The sequence below is a fragment of the Aureisphaera sp. genome (genome assembly GCF_059726885.1).
Genome location: NZ_AP041051.1, coordinates 2,904,813 through 2,920,423 on the forward strand (window position 1 = coordinate 2,904,813; position 15,611 = coordinate 2,920,423).

Below are 15,611 nucleotides of genomic sequence, written 5' to 3' on the forward strand. Positions count from 1 at the left end.
AGAGTCTAAATCATTACTTTTATATCCAATTAATTGCTATGAAAAAAGCCTTTTACCTACTTCTTTTAACGATGCTACCTATAACCCTTCTGGCACAGGAAGGGGAAACCATAAATGGGGTGGTGCTTAATGATGCTAATGATTCCCCCCTTGAAAATGTAAATATTGTAAACCTTAATCAGGTGATCGGTACGACGTCAGACAAGGACGGAAAGTTCGCCTTGCGGGCAGCGGTAAATGATACGCTATATTTTTCATACCTAGGATTTAAGTCCATTCGGGTTCGTGTGACCAATGACTGGATGAAGTTTGGGGAGGTTAAAGTGAAAATGACAGAATTGGGAATTGCTCTGGAGCAAGTAGTGGTAAGGCCAGTAGAACTTACGGGTTATGTGGAAGTCGATGCCAAATTGATTCCTATTTACGATGATTACCGCTATCGCATTGCCGGTTTGGGAGGAGGATATGAAGGAGGCCAATCGCAACCTGGGGCCGTTTCGAAAGTGTTGAGTTCAATTTTTAATCCTGCCGATTTCCTCTATAATGTCTTTGGGAAACGACCCAAACAAATGCGAAAACTCCGAAAAATGAAGGAAGACGATCAGATTCGGAATTTACTGCAATCCAAATTCGATAGGGAAACACTTATGGCGGTGCTTCAATTGGAAGAGAATGATATAGATGAAATCCTGAATAATTGTAATTACTCCAAGGGTTTTATACAAACTGCAAACGACCTTCAAATCCTTGACGCTATAAGCGATTGCTACGAGCAATACAGGGTATTGGCTCGGGACAAAAGCAAAGGGTAACACATGTTTCAATTACTAGTGCATTATTCCCTGCATCTATGGGTGCCGGGTGTGTTGGCCTATGTGTTCTTTAGAAACCAATGGAAAAAGGCTTGGTTGATCATGGTACTCACCATGTTAATCGATCTGGACCATTTATGGGCATCGCCCATTTTCGACCCCAATCGATGTAGTATCAATTTTCACCCATTGCATACCTATTGGGCTCTAATGGTTTATATCGTGCTATTGTTCTTCAGGAAAACCCGAATTTTGGGGTTGGGGTTTGTGCTTCATATTATTGCCGATAGTATTGATTGTTTTTGGATGGGTAGCTAGCGCCTTATCCTTTAAATTTCATATCTTTCTCTAGTAAACGTGTCCTGTGTTTTGAAAGAACTTATCCATAACCAAAGACTGTATTTTAATACCCATATTACCAAGGGAATACCTTTCCGTGTGCAACAATTAAAGCAATTGAAACGTGCTCTAAAGGTGAACGAGCAATTGTTATGCGATGCGATTTACGATGACTTCAAAAAATCTGCGTTCGATACTTATACCACAGAACTGGCCTTGGTATATAATGACATAGATGATGCATTGAGGCATTTGTATAGATGGTCCCGAAAGCAGAAGGTAAAAACGAATTTGGTAAACTTTCCCGCCAAAAGTTATGTGATCCCAGAACCATTGGGTGTGGCACTTATTATCGGAGCTTGGAATTACCCATATTTATTAACGCTGGCACCCATGGTCGCTGCAATGGCAGCAGGTTGTACTGTGGTCATGAAACCTAGTGAAATCCCCATAGGGACTTCAAAAGCGTTGAAAAAGGTGTTTTCTGAAAGCTTTTCGGAAGAATACATCGCCGTGGTCGAAGGAGGTATAGCGGAAACGACAGATCTGCTAAAACAAAAGTTCGACAAAATCTTCTTTACCGGTAGCACTCATGTTGGAAAAATCGTGTACAAAGCCGCTGCGGAACACTTAACGCCAGTCACTTTAGAGCTGGGAGGCAAAAGCCCAGCATTCATTACGAAGGATTGCAATTTGAAAATGGCGGTTAAGCGTCTTATTTGGGGCAAATTTCTTAATGCTGGCCAAACCTGTGTGTCACCAGATTATGTTATGGTGCATCAATCAATCGAGCAGCGATTCTTGGAATTGGCAAAGACCGAAATTGAAAAGGAGCAATATCAAATAGAAAATGGCAATTATGTTCAAATCATTAATGAGCGGAATCTAGAAAGACTCAGTAAACTAATTCAACCTGATAAAGTGTATTATGGTGGAGAAGTTCGAAGGGATGAACGAGTTGTTGGGCCTACCATATTACATAATGTAAAATTCACCGATCCTGTAATGCAGGAAGAGATTTTTGGACCTATTTTACCGGTAATAACATACGAATCCTTAGACCAGGCGGTTAGTCTAGTGAATACATTACCGAAGCCCTTATCCTGTTATGTGTTTACCAGAAGTAGAAGGGCCAAAAGAAAAATCCTTACGGAATTGTCCTTTGGCGGCGGTGGGGTGAATGAAAATGTATTGCATATCGCCAATCATCATTTGCCGTTTGGAGGAGTAGGAAGCAGCGGAATGGGAAGTTATCACGGTGAAGCAGGATTTAGGGCGTTTTCACATTATAAAAGTATTTTGGAAAAGCCCAATTGGTTGGAATTACCACTTAAATATTACCCTCAAACCAATCGAAAACTCTGGTGGATCAAACAATTTTTTAAATTTTAAAAAAAATAAAAAAAGTGTCCCCTGACCAAGGACCTATTACGTCTTAGTAATAGAAACAATTTAAAACTAATAATTATGAAAGAATTTATGATGATTTTCATTGGTCCCGATTATGGCGACCTAGGACTGTCCCCAGAAGAAATGCAAGGAAGAATGGGCAAATGGTTTGCTTGGAACGACAAAATGACCCAGCAAGGCATTGTGAAGAGCGGAAATGCATTGACCGCACAAGTACGTAGGGTCTCTGGGAAAGAGCGCACAGTAACCGACCTGCCTTCCGCCGAAATCAAGGAATTGGTAGGAGGATACTATGTAGTAGATGCCAAGGATTTCGATGCGGTACAGGAAATTGCCCAGGATTACCCAGATTATGATTTGGGAGGAACGGTAGAGATTCGTGAAATCATGGTGTTCGATCAGTAATGGAATCTAAACTCATAGACCATCTTTTCCGTCATCATTACGGAAAGATGGTCTCTGTGTTAACTCGAATTTTTGGTCTTGCCCATATCGAAACCATAGAAGATGCTGTACAAGATGTTTTCGAAAAGGCCACAGTTTCCTGGACACATACCATGCCCGATAATCCCGAAGCTTGGCTAACCCAAGCAGCCAAGAATAGGGTGCTCGATATTTTCAGGAAGCTCAAGACTCAAAAGAAACATGTACCACAATTGTCGTCTGGCCCAAGTGTCATTGCACTTAACGAATTGTTCTTGGACACCGAAATTGAGGATAGTCAATTACGAATGATATTCACGGCATGTCACCCTAAATTGGATCCCCGGGATCGCATTGCATTCGCTTTAAAAACAGTTTCAGGTTTTAGCATCAAAGAAATTGCTTCTGCGCTATTAACCAAGGAAGATAGTATCAAAAAACGGATTCAAAGGGCACGGAAAGCTATCAAGAAAAAAGACATTCATTTTGCTATTCCGCAAGGGAAGGAACTACCCAAACGGAATCATAGCGTATTAGAAGTTCTATATCTTATTTTTAATGAAGGGTTCCATTCCAATAGAAAGGATGTGCTGGTTAGAAAGGACCTGTGCGGAGAAGCACTTCGTTTGTGCCAATTGATGCTGAAAAGGGAAGCCACTAGATCACCGAACGGATACGCTTTATTGGCACTCATGTGCTTTCACGCTGCGCGATTGGACAGTAAAGTGACCGATACCAATGAAATTATTGACCTGAAGCATCAGGATCGATCAAAATGGCATTTCCCCCTTGTAAAACTGGGAAATCACGCCATGGAAAAGGCTGTTATGACCGAAGTTTTTTCACATTATCACTATGAAGCAGCAATAGCTGTGGAGCATCTCAAAGCGGCATCTTTTAAGGACACCAATTGGGAAGCAATTTACAATTGGTACGAGGCGTTGTACAAACTTCAACCCTATCCCAGTATTGCCCTAAATATGGTCATGGTACAAATACAAAGAGGGAATTTTGAGGAGGCTCATGATGGTTTGCAACAAATAGAACCCGCGGATTTAGAACAGCGTGCCTATTTGTATTACGGGACCTATGCAGAGTATTACAAATTAAAGGGTGAAGTAGGCAAAGCAGTATCTTGCATGGAGTTGGCGTTATTGGCCGTGCAAAATGACGCAGAGCGAGCCTATTTAGAAAATAAGAAGCAAGAATTGATAAGCTTATTAAGTTCACATAATACGAAATAACAGTAACGGAAATGGCATACGATCAATATACAGCGGACCGAATCAAGAATTTTCTGGAACAGAACAAAGTAGACTATTACGCCAAACCTATGATGGGTGGGTTGTTGTTTATGGTGGACGAAAAAATGTTCTGCGGAATTCATTTTGACAAGAAAAAAGCTACCGATTTGCTCATGGCTAGAATAGGCGAGGATGCCGCTTCCGAAACTCTTCTGCGTGAAGGATGCCATCCTATGGATTTCACAGGCCTCCCCATGCGCGGCTATGTTTTTGTAACACCCGATGGTTATGACGGTGAAGAGGATATGAATTACTTTCTTAAGAAATGCTTGGATTTTAATCCATTGGCAAAAGCCAGTAAAAAGCGAAAGAAGAAATAGGCGCAAGGCATAGGGCAATTTTCATGAATCTAGTCATAAAATTTCTCAAAAAGTTCTAATTTGTGCATAACTAACTAAATTATCCGTTCAATTTGGAACCTCGTTATTATTCGCATTCTTCAGAAACACCTTTATCCAACAAACTCCTTTGCCTCTTTTTAGGAGCTGTCATTGTATTCTTTTTAGCTTTCATACATGGTATAGTGTGCGCCATAAATCCCGTCATATATCTTGGTTTTGTAGTTACCATAGGTTTTGGACTCATCTTTGGGATACTCTACAGGGTGATTTCTAAGGTCGCAAAGGTTAGGGATTCCAATTTCATTATTTATTCCAGTTTAGGAGTGTTGGCGCTGGGAATGTATTTTTCTTGGTCCGCATACTTATTGCACTTATATGGGGAACTCATGGAGTATTTTCCCAATGTGGGGCTATTGTTTACCCCAGGATGGGTTGTCAGAAGAATCCAGGAATTGTATACCTATGGTTCATGGGGTGTGACCGGTGATACCACCGTTAGTGGGTTGCCCCTGGCAGTTATATGGATAGTAGAGGCTGCAATTATTGTATTTACCGCTTTTAGGGTTTTAAAGGGGTATGAGATTTCGCCATTTAGTCAGCGCTTCAACAAGTGGTTCATAAAATATAAATTACATGACGAGTACCAGAGCTTGGCCGATGCCCAAATGTTCTTTGATATGGAAGGAAATACCCTTTCGGAAAAAATTGGAAACTTAGGCAAAGGTAAGGCAATGCGTTATGGACGAATCTCTTTGTTTATGCTCCAGAATGCAGGAGAAGCATATCTATTGTACGAAAATATAGGTAGGGATAGCAAAGGAAAAAAAGAAACTGGGACGACGGTTATTAACCATTTAATAGTTCCTAGGACAGAAGCCGAGCAACTGATCAAAAAATACTACGGAAAGAAAGAATTCTATTTTGAATATTAATATCCAACAACACACTTTATGAAAAAAATGACTTGTAATCAGTTGGGCGGTGCTTGCGATTTAGAGTTCCAAGCCGAAACCTTCGAGGAAATCGCAGAAATGAGCAAAAATCATGGCATGGAGATGTTCCAAAAACAGGATAAAGCTCATTTGGACGCCATGAAGGCTATGCGTGCATTGGCTCAGGAACCAGGGGCCATGGAAGCATGGTTTGAAGAAAAGCGAAAGGAGTTTCAAGGGCTTCCGGAAGATTCTCAGTAATTGTAAAAGGCCGTCGCTCAAGCATTTTCATGTTTGCACATTTTATCCTAAATTTCAGAAAGCAAACCTCAACAAGGATTTGTCCTTTCTAATCCAATACGATCGTAACATATGTATACAAGAAGAGTTTACAAATTGAAGGATATGGCAAGGTGGACACGTTTTTCCACTTTTTTGTTTTTCATCATTATTGCCTTAACAGTTGGCTTATACCAAATCTTCGAACTGAACTGGCTCAAAATTCCATGGACTCCATTGGCATTAATTGGTACGGCGGTGGCATTTGTGATCGGTTTTCAGAATAATTCGGCCTATGGAAGGATTTGGGAAGCCCGTAAAATATGGGGAGGGATTGTAAATACATCCAGAACCTTCGGGATGTTTGTACAGGACATGGTGACCAATGAACATGCCCAAGAAAAACAGTCGGAAGGCAAGTTGCAAAATGAGGTGAAAGTACTTACCTATCGGCACATTGCCTGGATGACAGCTTTGCGACATGCTATGCGTGCACCCAGGAACTGGGAGACAATACTTAATGAAAGGAGCAATAGGGAGTGGACTAGTATGATGCAACCCCCAGAGCGAACTTCGAGTTTGGAGAGCGATTTGGAGCCCTATTTGTCTGATGAGGATATGGATTACGTTTTAAGCAAGGGAAACAAACAAACCGCTATTTTGTATTTACAATCCCATCATTTAAGGAGTCTAAAGGAAAAAGGCATCATTTGGGAGTTTTCATTTTTGGAGTTGGAAGGTGTGTTGGAAGAGCTTTTCACATTACAGGGCAAATCGGAACGCATTAAGAACTTTCCTTATCCCCGTCATTTTGCCTCACTGAATCATTATTTCATGTGGGTATTTATATTACTCCTACCATTGGCGATTGTTCCACAATTTGCAGAAATAGGAGCTGAAATATCCAATAATACACCATTCATAGGAAGATATTTCGTTTGGTTATCCATTCCCTTCTATATCATTGTGGCATGGGTATTCCACACTATGGAGCGTATTGGGCGAACCGGGGAAAACCCCTTCGAAGGATCGGCGAATGATGTCCCAATTTCGACCATCGCCAGGGGCATCGAGATCGATTTACGCCAGAACCTAGGGGAAACAGATGAGGAAATTCCAGATCAATTCCCTGTGGTTTATGATGTGCAGATGTAGTGGATCGCAAACATATACTTACATAACAAGCATTTAAATAATGACATACGCCAACCTACCTAGCCGGGTGAAAGCGGCCTTTATAGATGCGGTGGTTCTTATAGGGGCCATGTATGCAATTACCGAATTATTTAACCTATTTGGTGAAATCCCGACTTGGCTTCGAATCCTGGCTTGGGTATCTATATTCATATTGTATGAACCTTTGTTGGTTTCCATTTACGGAGGTACTATGGGACATAGTTACAGCAAGATTACGGTAAGAAGGGAGGCAGATTCCGAAAAAAAGATTGGTTTTGTGATGGCGGTACTTCGATTTGTAGTGAAATTCTTTTTGGGTTGGATCTCCTTATTGACTGTTACAGGCACCGAAAAAAAGCAGGCCATCCATGACCATATAGTGAAAAGTGTGGTACTGGAGGAGGTGGAAGAATAATGATGGGTAGAATATTGTTCTAACCTGTATATTAGATTTGCATTAATTCTTCCTTAAGTGAGGGCTAGTTATGATACTTCACGGCTTTGATGACCTTATTTTTTCCGTATCTTGCTCCAAAGATTGATTTAATAAACCCTCATCGCTATGAAATACGCATACATTGCCCTTTGTGCCTTATTTTCTTTATCTGCAATAGGCCAAAGCCGTTTTTTGCCGAAAACATCTAACCAAAACATTGCCAATCGAAGTGTGGTAGAAACCGTGGTTGCCACGATTCCTTACCAAGGTTATGACGAGACACAGTCCTATTTTGGGGAAGGGGAATATGAAATTTTTATCGATAATGTAGATGCTGTATTGGACAATCCAATCATAGTGCTCGATGGTTTCGATCCAGGAGATGCAAGGGATATTACAGGACTCTACAACAGTTTGGAGTTCAATGGACAAAACATGGCAGATATACTGCGCGACCAAGGATACGACATTGTCATTTTAAATGCACCCCAGTATAACACAGGAGGTAAGGATATTGATGGTGGAGCCGATTATATTCAGCGAAATGCCTTCGTGCTTGCAGAATTGATTAGCATCATCAATACCCAAAAAGTTGGGGATGAAGAGTTGGTGATCTTAGGTCCAAGTATGGGTGGCTTGATTGGGAGGTATGCATTGGCCTATATGGAACAAAATAGCCTGCCTCACGATACACGTTTGTATATTTCTTTCGATTCCCCACATCGAGGAGCCAATGTGTCCATTAGTTTACAATACTTGATAAACTACCTCGCCTTTGAATTCGATAACCAACAAGCACAGGATATTGTGTCGGTCGTACTTAATTCACCTGCAGCAAAAGAAATGCTAGTGGATCATTTGGCTGCCCATTTAGCCAATGGATCCGACACAGATCAGGACCCAACTAAATTAGTACCTGAAGGCGCGCCAGACTTTAGGGATGCCTTTCAAGCAGAATTGGATGCATTAGGTTTTCCGCAAAACGTACGTAATGTGGCGATGATTAACGGTAGCGGTATAGGCACTACCACAGGGAGTCCTGGGATGCAAGTAATCAATACTACATTGGATATCATTGCGGGCACTACTGCGGAAGTTAGCCTACATTTTATGCCCGAGGCAAGTCAAGTAATCAACATAACCGATTGGGAAACATTTTTAGGACCTATTTCAATTGGAACCTTTAGTGCTGATGGAGAATCCCTCGCTACAAGTGCGGGCGTAGATAGTGCCCCTGGCGGAACTGCAAATATTTCTGCGGCCCTTGGGGATGCAGGCAGTAATCCCATAATTCAACAATTTATTGATGCATTAGATCAGGATGAGTACTGTTTCATTCCAACGTTGAGTGCATTGGCTATAAACGAAGATGATTGGTATGTTAATCCAGATCTTTCGGCTTCGCCCTTTGTGAATACACATATCCCTGACGAGAACGAAGATCACGTGACCGTGACACAGCAAGGTGCAGCCTTTGCCATCTTTGAAATTACCGGGACTGTTCTAGGTACTAATGAAGTGTCGGGTAGTTCGAACTATATCCTGGCAAATAATCCGGTAGGTGAGTTGTTACGACTTTCAATTGCGCCGAATAAGGTTTCAGGCCAATTGCAATTGAGTGTATATAGTATGAATGGTCAGAGGGTATATGAAACCACTATGGATGGGATTTCAGAACAGATAGAAGTCGTTCATGGCCTTTCTTCTGGGCTATATATCCTAACATTAACAGATTCTGAAGGCGTATATAGTTATAAGTTGGTTGTAGAATAGGGGATAATCCTCATTTAGCCTAAGTTTATTTTTAGTATTATTGTCAATAGAAACAAATAAGCGAAAGCCAATATTCCATTTCCCCCGTATGATGAAACGAGTATTTTTCATTCTATTTTTTTGTGTTAGCACCTTCCAGGGTATTGCACAGGATTTGTCACCAGTTCAGTTTACAGAAATCTGTGATAAGAGCCCTGGGGAAGTAGAAGAATATCTTACCGCCAATAACTGGTTCTTTTATGAAGCCAAGGGCGAAACGCAAAACCGATTGGGTAATGCGAAATTTGTGTTCGACCGTCCCGGATTTAAACTAGGGGATTCTGCCGATTACTTGTTGTTCTTTCATTATTCCGAACGTGTAAAAGCGAAGGGGATTGAAGTACTTTTCAAGAATAAGGAGATGTACAAGAATTTTAACGAGCAGATGGGAAACCTCAAGTATAAACTTACCTCTTCTACCATCGATAATGGTAGTATTATAAAGGTGTACAAAAAGGGTTCTCAGATTATTGAAGTGACCATTCCTCCAAATTTTAAAGGGATGAACGGCTACAGGTACCTTTTTGCCAAGAACTCCAGTTATAAGAAGATTAGGAACAAGTAATTTATTGGTATTCCGTAATTAGAGATGAGCATTTAGCGGGTAAGACCTCAAGATGCCAAATGTTATTTTCTCACCATATCACCTTTCACTTCTCACCTTTCACTTCTCACTTCTACTTATGATGATAAGGTTCGTTCCTAAGAATTGTATACCCTCTGTATAGTTGCTCTACAAAGAACAATCGAACCATCTGATGTGAAAACGTCATAGACGATAAGGAGACTTTACCTTGTGCTTTCTGGTACACCGCTTCACTAAACCCGTAAGGGCCGCCAATAACGAAGACAAGATTTTTCAACCCGCTGTTCATTTTTTTTTGGAGGTAAACTGAAAACTCAACCGAAGAAAATGTCTTCCCATTTTCATCCAATAATACCAAGGCATCCGATGATGATACCCGCTTCAAAATTTCTTGTCCTTCTAATTCTTTTTGCTGGGATTCGGACAGATGTTTAGAGTTCTTTATATCTGGTATGATCTCCATGTTAAAAGGTACATAATGGGTTAATCTAGACCAGTAAGCCTCAATGAGTACTTGAAGGTTTTTATCATCGGTTTTTCCAATGGCGAGCAAAGTAATCTTCATGGTGCAAAAGTAGGAAATATGCAGTCAGAATGATAAATGTTATTCGTGGGTGTAATCATTTTGATCAAATCATGGAAGATTAATTATGATTAGGTAAGGATTAAACAAAATTGTTAAATAAAATGCGATAATTGGTTGTGCAGGCTAAAATGCTTATTTTCAGTACTAAAACGCCCAAATCATGAAAAAGCTAATCATCAACATGGCCTTTTTGGCTCTGGCTTTGCCTATTTTTTCCCAAGAAGTAAGTCCGTTTATTCATATAGATCAATTTGGGTATGATTTAGAAGCCATAAAAGTGGCCGTTTTGTCTAACCCTGAGATCGGTTATAATAGTTCAGATACCTATTCACCCGGTAGTGAAATACAACTCCGAAATGCCATTAATGATGCCGTGATCTACAGTTCATCACCAGTTCCTTGGAATGGAGGAGCTTTGCATGCACAATCTGGTGACAGTGGTTGGTGGTTCGATTTTTCTTCAATTACCGAAGAAGGGAATTATTATATATACGACCCAGCCAATGACCAGCGCTCTGGTTCTTTTTATATTGCGCCAGCACGGTATACGGAGGTTCTAAAGACCGCTGGCCGCATGTTCTATTATAATCGTTGCAATGCCCCAAAAGAAGAGCCGTATGCACAAGGTTGGGATGATGAGGATAATTTTAATAATGCATTGCAGGATTTCAATTGCCGTTATATTTATGACCCTTCCAACGCAAGCCTTGAAAAGGATTTGTCTGGCGGATGGTTCGATGCGGGCGACTACAACAAGTACGTAACCTTTACACATTCTACCTTACACAACCTTCTTTGGGCTTATGAGGAGCATCCGCAGGCCTTTGATGATAACTGGAATATTCCTGAATCGGGAAATGGGATTCCGGATATCATAGATGAAATAAAATGGGAGTTGGATTGGTTGCTTAAAATGGTAAATACCGACGGAAGCGTCCATATTAAAATGGGGAGTCAAAACTTTGCTGAAAATAGTGCTTCACCACCTAGTGCCAATACAGATCAGCGATTTTATGGGCCCACGTGTACTTCGGCATCCATAACAGTAGCCAGTGTCATGGCTCATGCAGCAAGGGTTTTTGGTCAGTTCCCAAGTTTAGAAACCTATGCGGATATATTGGAGCAAACTGCCACTTCAACATACAACTACGCAAAGACTTTTGTAGACTCCGGAACCTTGGAGACCGACTGCGATGACGGAAGTATCGTTGCCGGAGATGCGGACCAATCCACTGAAACGCAGCTGGCCTTCTTTTTTACAGCGGCTGTACATCTTTTCGACCTAACTTCAGATTCCACTTACAATGATTACATCATGGCTAATGTTGCCAATTTGGAGCAAATTGACACCGATTTTTGGGGACCCTATTTCATGGAGGTTAACGATGCCTTGATCTATTATACACTGCTGCCAGGTGCAGACCCCGCTACCATTAATACCATTATTACATCGTGGTTGGCCACAGTAAATAATGATTGGAATGATTTCTTCGGCTTTTCGGAAAACGACCTATATCGTTCTCAGATACCCGACTGGTCATATCATTGGGGCTCAAATCAGGCGAAGTCTGGTTATGGTCTTATTAATTTGTTGGCTAAAAAGTCGAATTTCTTTCCTTCCTCTAATGAGGATTTCGATCAGCAGATAGATGAGATATTACATTATTTTCATGGGGTGAATCCCCAAGGAATGGTGTATTTATCCAATATGTACGAAGTTGGTGCAGATAGAAGTGCCAACGAGATATACCATACATGGTTTGCCGATGGTACCGTATATGACAACGCTATAACATCTCCCATTGGACCAGCACCAGGGTTTGTAACCGGCGGACCCAATGCGCAATTCTCGGTATCCTCTTTGGTGCCTCCGTTTGGACAACCCCAACAAAAAAGCTATTTAGATTTTAACGATGGTTTTCCCAATAACTCATGGGAGATAACCGAGCCTGCCGTTTACTACCAAGCTGCTTATCTCAGGTTACTGGCTGCGCGTACCGATGCAAGCTTGGTTCTTGCTACAGCATCAAATTCAATCGAACCCAATTGGGCAATTTATCCCAACCCTGCGTGGAATTCCTTCAAAATAAAAGGGTTGGACAAACCTACGTCCATAAAAATCTACTCAGCATCAGGACAATTACTACTAGAAAAAATAGTTGCCAAAGATGAAGCCATAGCTATCGACGGCCTTCCCAGTGGTGTATATTTTTTAAATGTGCTAACGGATGAGGGAACTTTAACCAAAAGACTTCTAATTGAATAAATGGGAATCTTTTAAAAAACAACCCGAGTATGTCCCTAGGCTTCTCGGGTTTTTTTAAATTAGCTAAAAATAGCCAGTCCATGATTTCCCAGAAGAAATTCAACAAAGAGATAGATATTATTATAGCCAATGCCATTCGTGAAGATGTTGGCGATGGTGACCACAGTTCCTTGGCAAGTATTCCCGAAGAGGCCACTGGCAAAGCTAAATTATTGGTGAAGGATGAAGGGATTATTGCAGGGGTGGAATTCGCCCGTCGGGTATTCGAGTTTGTAGATCCTGGTCTCTCTATGGATGTGCAGATTGAAGACGGAACCTATGTGAAATATGGGGATATCTGTTTTTATGTCACTGGAAATTCCCAGTCTATCCTAAAGGCTGAACGTTTGGTGTTGAATGCCATGCAACGAATGAGTGCTATCGCCACCAAAACGAATGAGTACGTAAAACTACTCAAGGGTACGGGTACCAAGATACTGGATACCCGAAAAACTACCCCGGGTATTCGCGCATTGGAAAAATGGGCGGTCAAGATCGGTGGGGGAGAAAACCACCGGTTTGCCCTGTACGATATGATTATGTTAAAAGACAATCATATCGATTTTTGTGGGGGTATTACCCAAGCAATAGAACAAACCAAAGCATACCTTCGAAGCCGAAGCATAGATCTTAAAATAATAGTGGAAGCCAGGAACCTAACCGAAATAGAGGAGATCCTACAGACAGAAGGTGTCTATCGTATCCTAATAGATAACTTTAATTATGAAGATACCCGTAAAGCAGTTGAAATGATTGGGGATACCTGTCTTACGGAATCGAGCGGGGGAATTACCTTGGAAACGGTTCGTAAATATGCTGAATGTGGTGTAGATTACATATCCAGTGGAGCTTTGACCCATTCTGTTTACAACATGGATTTGAGCCTAAAAGCGGTTTAATGAGCACCGAAATTGAAGAAAAACTAGAGAAAATTCCTGTGGTTCGGACCCTGGTAAAGCTTTTGAAGCTTATCGTATTGCCCGGTTTCAAAGGATTGTCACTCTATGATCTTCTGGAAATTTATACGGTTGGGATTGTAAAGGGAACCTTTTCCTCGAGAGCTAGTTCCGTGGCGTATAGCTTTTTCATTGCTATTTTTCCTTTCATTCTCTTTATGCTTAACCTTATTCCAGTGGTTCGCATTCAGAACTTTCAGAATGAGTTTTTGGACCTTATTCAGAGGGTGCTGCCCCCACAAACACAGGATTTCTTCATGCCGGTGATAAGTGATATTGCATTGAACCCTAGAAATAGTTTGATTTCGTTCACGTTTTTCTTAACCCTATTCTTGGTGGCCAATGGGGTAAATTCCATATTCAGTGCGTTCGAATATTCGGTTCATGTAACCATTAATAGGAACTTCTTCCGGCAATACCTCATGGCCCTTATGGTTTCCATCTTTTTGGCATTGTTGTTGTTAATCACTGTGGGGTCAATCCTTTATGGTGAATATATCATCAATCAACTAAAGGCTAGTTCGCTTATAGAGAATGACTTCGCATGGATTAATTTCCTGCAGTATACGGTCTTTGTCATTATGTTGTATGTAGCTATTTCCACCCTATATCATTTTGGGGTTAAGGAAGGAAGGCAAACACGCTTCTTTTCGATAGGAGCATTGGTAACCACTTTATTGTTTTTGGTAACTACTTATTTCTTTGGAGTTTACATAAATAACTTTAGCAACTACAACGAATTATACGGCTCCATTGGGGCACTATTGATCATGATGTTTTATATTTGGATCAATGCGAACCTGTTACTGCTGGGCTTTGAATTAAATATTTCATTGCGACGGCTTAGGGAAAAATCAATACACAATACAAATCAAGAATGAAGATGAAACAACTTATTATGAAAAAAGGATTACTATTATTTGTAGCATTACTTACCATGAATATGGCAAATGCACAAACGAAAATTGGAAGTGTTACCTTACCAAATTCTACAAATTTTGGAGGTGAAGAATTGGTACTTAATGGAGGTGGAATACGAAAGAAGGCTTTCTTCAAATTGTATTCTGCAGGTCTGTACTTGAACTCCAAGACAGGGGATGCCAATGCCATTATCAATGCAGACGAAACCATGGCCATTAAGATGGAGATTACTTCAAAATTGGTTTCCAGCGATCGAATGAAAAGTGCTGTGAATGATGGTTTTGATGCCGCTATGAATGGGGACACATCTTCATTGTCATCAGAAATTGAAAAGTTCATAGGATTTTTTAATGATGAAATCGTAAAGGGAAATATATTCGATATTACGTACCAAAAAGGTAGGGGAGCCGTTATTTATAAAAATGGTACCGAATTAGGGATCATCCAAGGAATGGCATTTAAAAAGGCCCTTTTCGGAATCTGGCTAGGGGAAGATCCTGCCGATGACGACCTTAAGGACGGTATGTTAGGAAAATAAAACGCTACCTATGAAAAAGAGACTAGCCCTAGTATCTGCGCTACTTTTGTCCGTAACCATGATCGGACAAAGTGTTATTGGTAAATGGAAAACTGTAGACGATGTATCCGGAGAAGCCAAATCTGTTTTGGAGATTTATGAAGAAGATGGTAAAGTATATGGTAAGGTGGTAGAAATAATAAAGAAAGACCGCCAGGATGCTGTTTGCGACCAATGCAAAGGGGAGGATAAGGATCAACCCATTATGGGAATGACCATTATCCGTGGTTTGGAAAAGGATGGAGATGAGTACAATGGTGGTAGAATCCTTGATCCGGAAAATGGGAAGTTATACAAATGTTACATTACCCTTGAGGATACCGATACCTTAAAGGTTCGCGGCTATATAGGGTTTTCCCTTTTGGGTAGAACACAATATTGGTACCGCGTTAAGTAGGTATTGTTCATAAAATAGT

The 15,611-nt window shown here is 40.8% G+C and carries 18 protein-coding genes; 17 read left to right on the plus strand and 1 reads right to left on the minus strand.

Annotated elements, in window-relative coordinates; translation table 11 throughout:
• The first annotated feature begins 38 nt into the window (after window positions 1-38).
• From AC6JAD_RS12830 to AC6JAD_RS12885, 12 genes are all read left to right on the plus strand, one after another.
• Window positions 39-812 carry a carboxypeptidase-like regulatory domain-containing protein gene (locus AC6JAD_RS12830; protein WP_461303603.1) on the plus strand — a complete coding sequence of 258 codons (774 nt, stop codon included), beginning with the start codon at window positions 39-41 and terminating at the stop codon, window positions 810-812.
• Window positions 813-815: 3 nt separating this feature from the next.
• On the plus strand, window positions 816-1,130 hold the full coding sequence (locus AC6JAD_RS12835; protein ID WP_461303604.1) for a DUF6122 family protein: 315 nt from the start codon (window positions 816-818) through the stop codon (window positions 1,128-1,130).
• A 51-nt stretch (window positions 1,131-1,181) separates the two neighbouring features.
• Window positions 1,182-2,543, plus strand: a complete 1,362-nt coding sequence (locus AC6JAD_RS12840; RefSeq protein WP_461303605.1) for an aldehyde dehydrogenase family protein — start codon at window positions 1,182-1,184, stop codon at window positions 2,541-2,543.
• 75 nt (window positions 2,544-2,618) lie between these two features.
• Window positions 2,619-2,966 (plus strand): YciI family protein, encoded by a 348-nt coding sequence (locus tag AC6JAD_RS12845; RefSeq protein WP_461303606.1) that lies wholly within the window; start codon window positions 2,619-2,621, stop codon window positions 2,964-2,966.
• On the plus strand, window positions 2,966-4,228 hold the full coding sequence (locus tag AC6JAD_RS12850) for an RNA polymerase sigma factor (RefSeq protein ID WP_461303607.1): 1,263 nt from the start codon (window positions 2,966-2,968) through the stop codon (window positions 4,226-4,228). Before AC6JAD_RS12845 ends, AC6JAD_RS12850 begins: the two co-directional genes overlap by 1 nt.
• Before the next feature lie 11 nt (window positions 4,229-4,239).
• Window positions 4,240-4,608 (plus strand): TfoX/Sxy family protein, encoded by a 369-nt coding sequence (locus tag AC6JAD_RS12855; protein ID WP_461303608.1) that lies wholly within the window; start codon window positions 4,240-4,242, stop codon window positions 4,606-4,608.
• Between the two features lie 92 nt (window positions 4,609-4,700).
• Window positions 4,701-5,561, plus strand: a complete 861-nt coding sequence (locus AC6JAD_RS12860; RefSeq protein WP_461303609.1) for a hypothetical protein — start codon at window positions 4,701-4,703, stop codon at window positions 5,559-5,561.
• Between the two features lie 18 nt (window positions 5,562-5,579).
• A complete protein-coding gene (locus AC6JAD_RS12865; protein WP_461303610.1) occupies window positions 5,580-5,822 on the plus strand; it encodes a DUF1059 domain-containing protein in 243 nt (80 codons plus the stop codon).
• Window positions 5,823-5,933: 111 nt separating this feature from the next.
• Window positions 5,934-6,995 (plus strand): bestrophin family protein, encoded by a 1,062-nt coding sequence (locus AC6JAD_RS12870; RefSeq protein ID WP_461303611.1) that lies wholly within the window; start codon window positions 5,934-5,936, stop codon window positions 6,993-6,995.
• A gap of 40 nt (window positions 6,996-7,035) precedes the next feature.
• Window positions 7,036-7,431 (plus strand): RDD family protein, encoded by a 396-nt coding sequence (locus AC6JAD_RS12875; protein ID WP_461303612.1) that lies wholly within the window; start codon window positions 7,036-7,038, stop codon window positions 7,429-7,431.
• A 147-nt stretch (window positions 7,432-7,578) separates the two neighbouring features.
• The gene (locus tag AC6JAD_RS12880) at window positions 7,579-9,225 is read left to right on the plus strand and encodes a T9SS type A sorting domain-containing protein (protein ID WP_461303613.1); all 1,647 of its coding nucleotides are present in this window, start codon (window positions 7,579-7,581) and stop codon (window positions 9,223-9,225) included.
• A gap of 88 nt (window positions 9,226-9,313) precedes the next feature.
• Entirely contained in the window at window positions 9,314-9,829 is a 516-nt protein-coding gene (locus AC6JAD_RS12885) for a hypothetical protein (protein WP_461303614.1), read from the plus strand.
• Between the two features lie 112 nt (window positions 9,830-9,941).
• Here the strand turns inward: AC6JAD_RS12885 and rlmH are convergent, their stop codons facing one another.
• Window positions 9,942-10,415: a 23S rRNA (pseudouridine(1915)-N(3))-methyltransferase RlmH gene (gene rlmH / locus AC6JAD_RS12890; protein WP_461303615.1), complete on the minus strand. Its 474-nt coding sequence runs from the start codon at window positions 10,413-10,415 to the stop codon at window positions 9,942-9,944.
• Window positions 10,416-10,596: 181 nt separating this feature from the next.
• On the opposite strand from rlmH, the gene AC6JAD_RS12895 reads away from it, so the two are divergent.
• The 5 genes from AC6JAD_RS12895 (at window position 10,597) to AC6JAD_RS12915 (ending at window position 15,592) form a co-directional block, all read left to right on the plus strand.
• On the plus strand, window positions 10,597-12,702 hold the full coding sequence (locus tag AC6JAD_RS12895; RefSeq protein WP_461303616.1) for a glycoside hydrolase family 9 protein: 2,106 nt from the start codon (window positions 10,597-10,599) through the stop codon (window positions 12,700-12,702).
• A gap of 80 nt (window positions 12,703-12,782) precedes the next feature.
• A complete protein-coding gene (gene nadC / locus AC6JAD_RS12900; protein ID WP_461303617.1) occupies window positions 12,783-13,640 on the plus strand; it encodes a carboxylating nicotinate-nucleotide diphosphorylase in 858 nt (285 codons plus the stop codon).
• Window positions 13,640-14,578 (plus strand): YihY/virulence factor BrkB family protein, encoded by a 939-nt coding sequence (locus AC6JAD_RS12905; RefSeq protein ID WP_461303618.1) that lies wholly within the window; start codon window positions 13,640-13,642, stop codon window positions 14,576-14,578. The genes nadC and AC6JAD_RS12905 overlap by 1 nt, the downstream gene beginning before the upstream one ends.
• 17 nt (window positions 14,579-14,595) lie before the next feature.
• Window positions 14,596-15,156: a chalcone isomerase family protein gene (locus AC6JAD_RS12910; RefSeq protein ID WP_461303619.1), complete on the plus strand. Its 561-nt coding sequence runs from the start codon at window positions 14,596-14,598 to the stop codon at window positions 15,154-15,156.
• A gap of 10 nt (window positions 15,157-15,166) precedes the next feature.
• On the plus strand, window positions 15,167-15,592 hold the full coding sequence (locus AC6JAD_RS12915; protein WP_461303620.1) for a DUF2147 domain-containing protein: 426 nt from the start codon (window positions 15,167-15,169) through the stop codon (window positions 15,590-15,592).
• Window positions 15,593-15,611: the final 19 nt, after the last annotated feature.

Bases quoted from the DNA above. Each gene is read 5' to 3' on its own strand.
- AC6JAD_RS12830 (WP_461303603.1), top strand. From the start codon at position 39: ATGAAAAAAGCCTTTTACCTACTTCTTTTAACGATGCTACCTATAACC.
- AC6JAD_RS12835 (WP_461303604.1), top strand. From the start codon at position 816: ATGTTTCAATTACTAGTGCATTATTCCCTGCATCTATGGGTGCCGGGT.
- AC6JAD_RS12845 (WP_461303606.1), top strand. From the start codon at position 2,619: ATGAAAGAATTTATGATGATTTTCATTGGTCCCGATTATGGCGACCTA.
- AC6JAD_RS12850 (WP_461303607.1), top strand. From the start codon at position 2,966: ATGGAATCTAAACTCATAGACCATCTTTTCCGTCATCATTACGGAAAG.
- AC6JAD_RS12855 (WP_461303608.1), top strand. From the start codon at position 4,240: ATGGCATACGATCAATATACAGCGGACCGAATCAAGAATTTTCTGGAA.
- AC6JAD_RS12865 (WP_461303610.1), top strand. From the start codon at position 5,580: ATGAAAAAAATGACTTGTAATCAGTTGGGCGGTGCTTGCGATTTAGAG.
- AC6JAD_RS12870 (WP_461303611.1), top strand. From the start codon at position 5,934: ATGTATACAAGAAGAGTTTACAAATTGAAGGATATGGCAAGGTGGACA.
- AC6JAD_RS12875 (WP_461303612.1), top strand. From the start codon at position 7,036: ATGACATACGCCAACCTACCTAGCCGGGTGAAAGCGGCCTTTATAGAT.
- AC6JAD_RS12880 (WP_461303613.1), top strand. From the start codon at position 7,579: ATGAAATACGCATACATTGCCCTTTGTGCCTTATTTTCTTTATCTGCA.
- AC6JAD_RS12885 (WP_461303614.1), top strand. From the start codon at position 9,314: ATGATGAAACGAGTATTTTTCATTCTATTTTTTTGTGTTAGCACCTTC.
- rlmH (WP_461303615.1), bottom strand. From the start codon at position 10,415: ATGAAGATTACTTTGCTCGCCATTGGAAAAACCGATGATAAAAACCTT.
- AC6JAD_RS12895 (WP_461303616.1), top strand. From the start codon at position 10,597: ATGAAAAAGCTAATCATCAACATGGCCTTTTTGGCTCTGGCTTTGCCT.
- nadC (WP_461303617.1), top strand. From the start codon at position 12,783: ATGATTTCCCAGAAGAAATTCAACAAAGAGATAGATATTATTATAGCC.
- AC6JAD_RS12905 (WP_461303618.1), top strand. From the start codon at position 13,640: ATGAGCACCGAAATTGAAGAAAAACTAGAGAAAATTCCTGTGGTTCGG.
- AC6JAD_RS12910 (WP_461303619.1), top strand. From the start codon at position 14,596: ATGAAAAAAGGATTACTATTATTTGTAGCATTACTTACCATGAATATG.
- AC6JAD_RS12915 (WP_461303620.1), top strand. From the start codon at position 15,167: ATGAAAAAGAGACTAGCCCTAGTATCTGCGCTACTTTTGTCCGTAACC.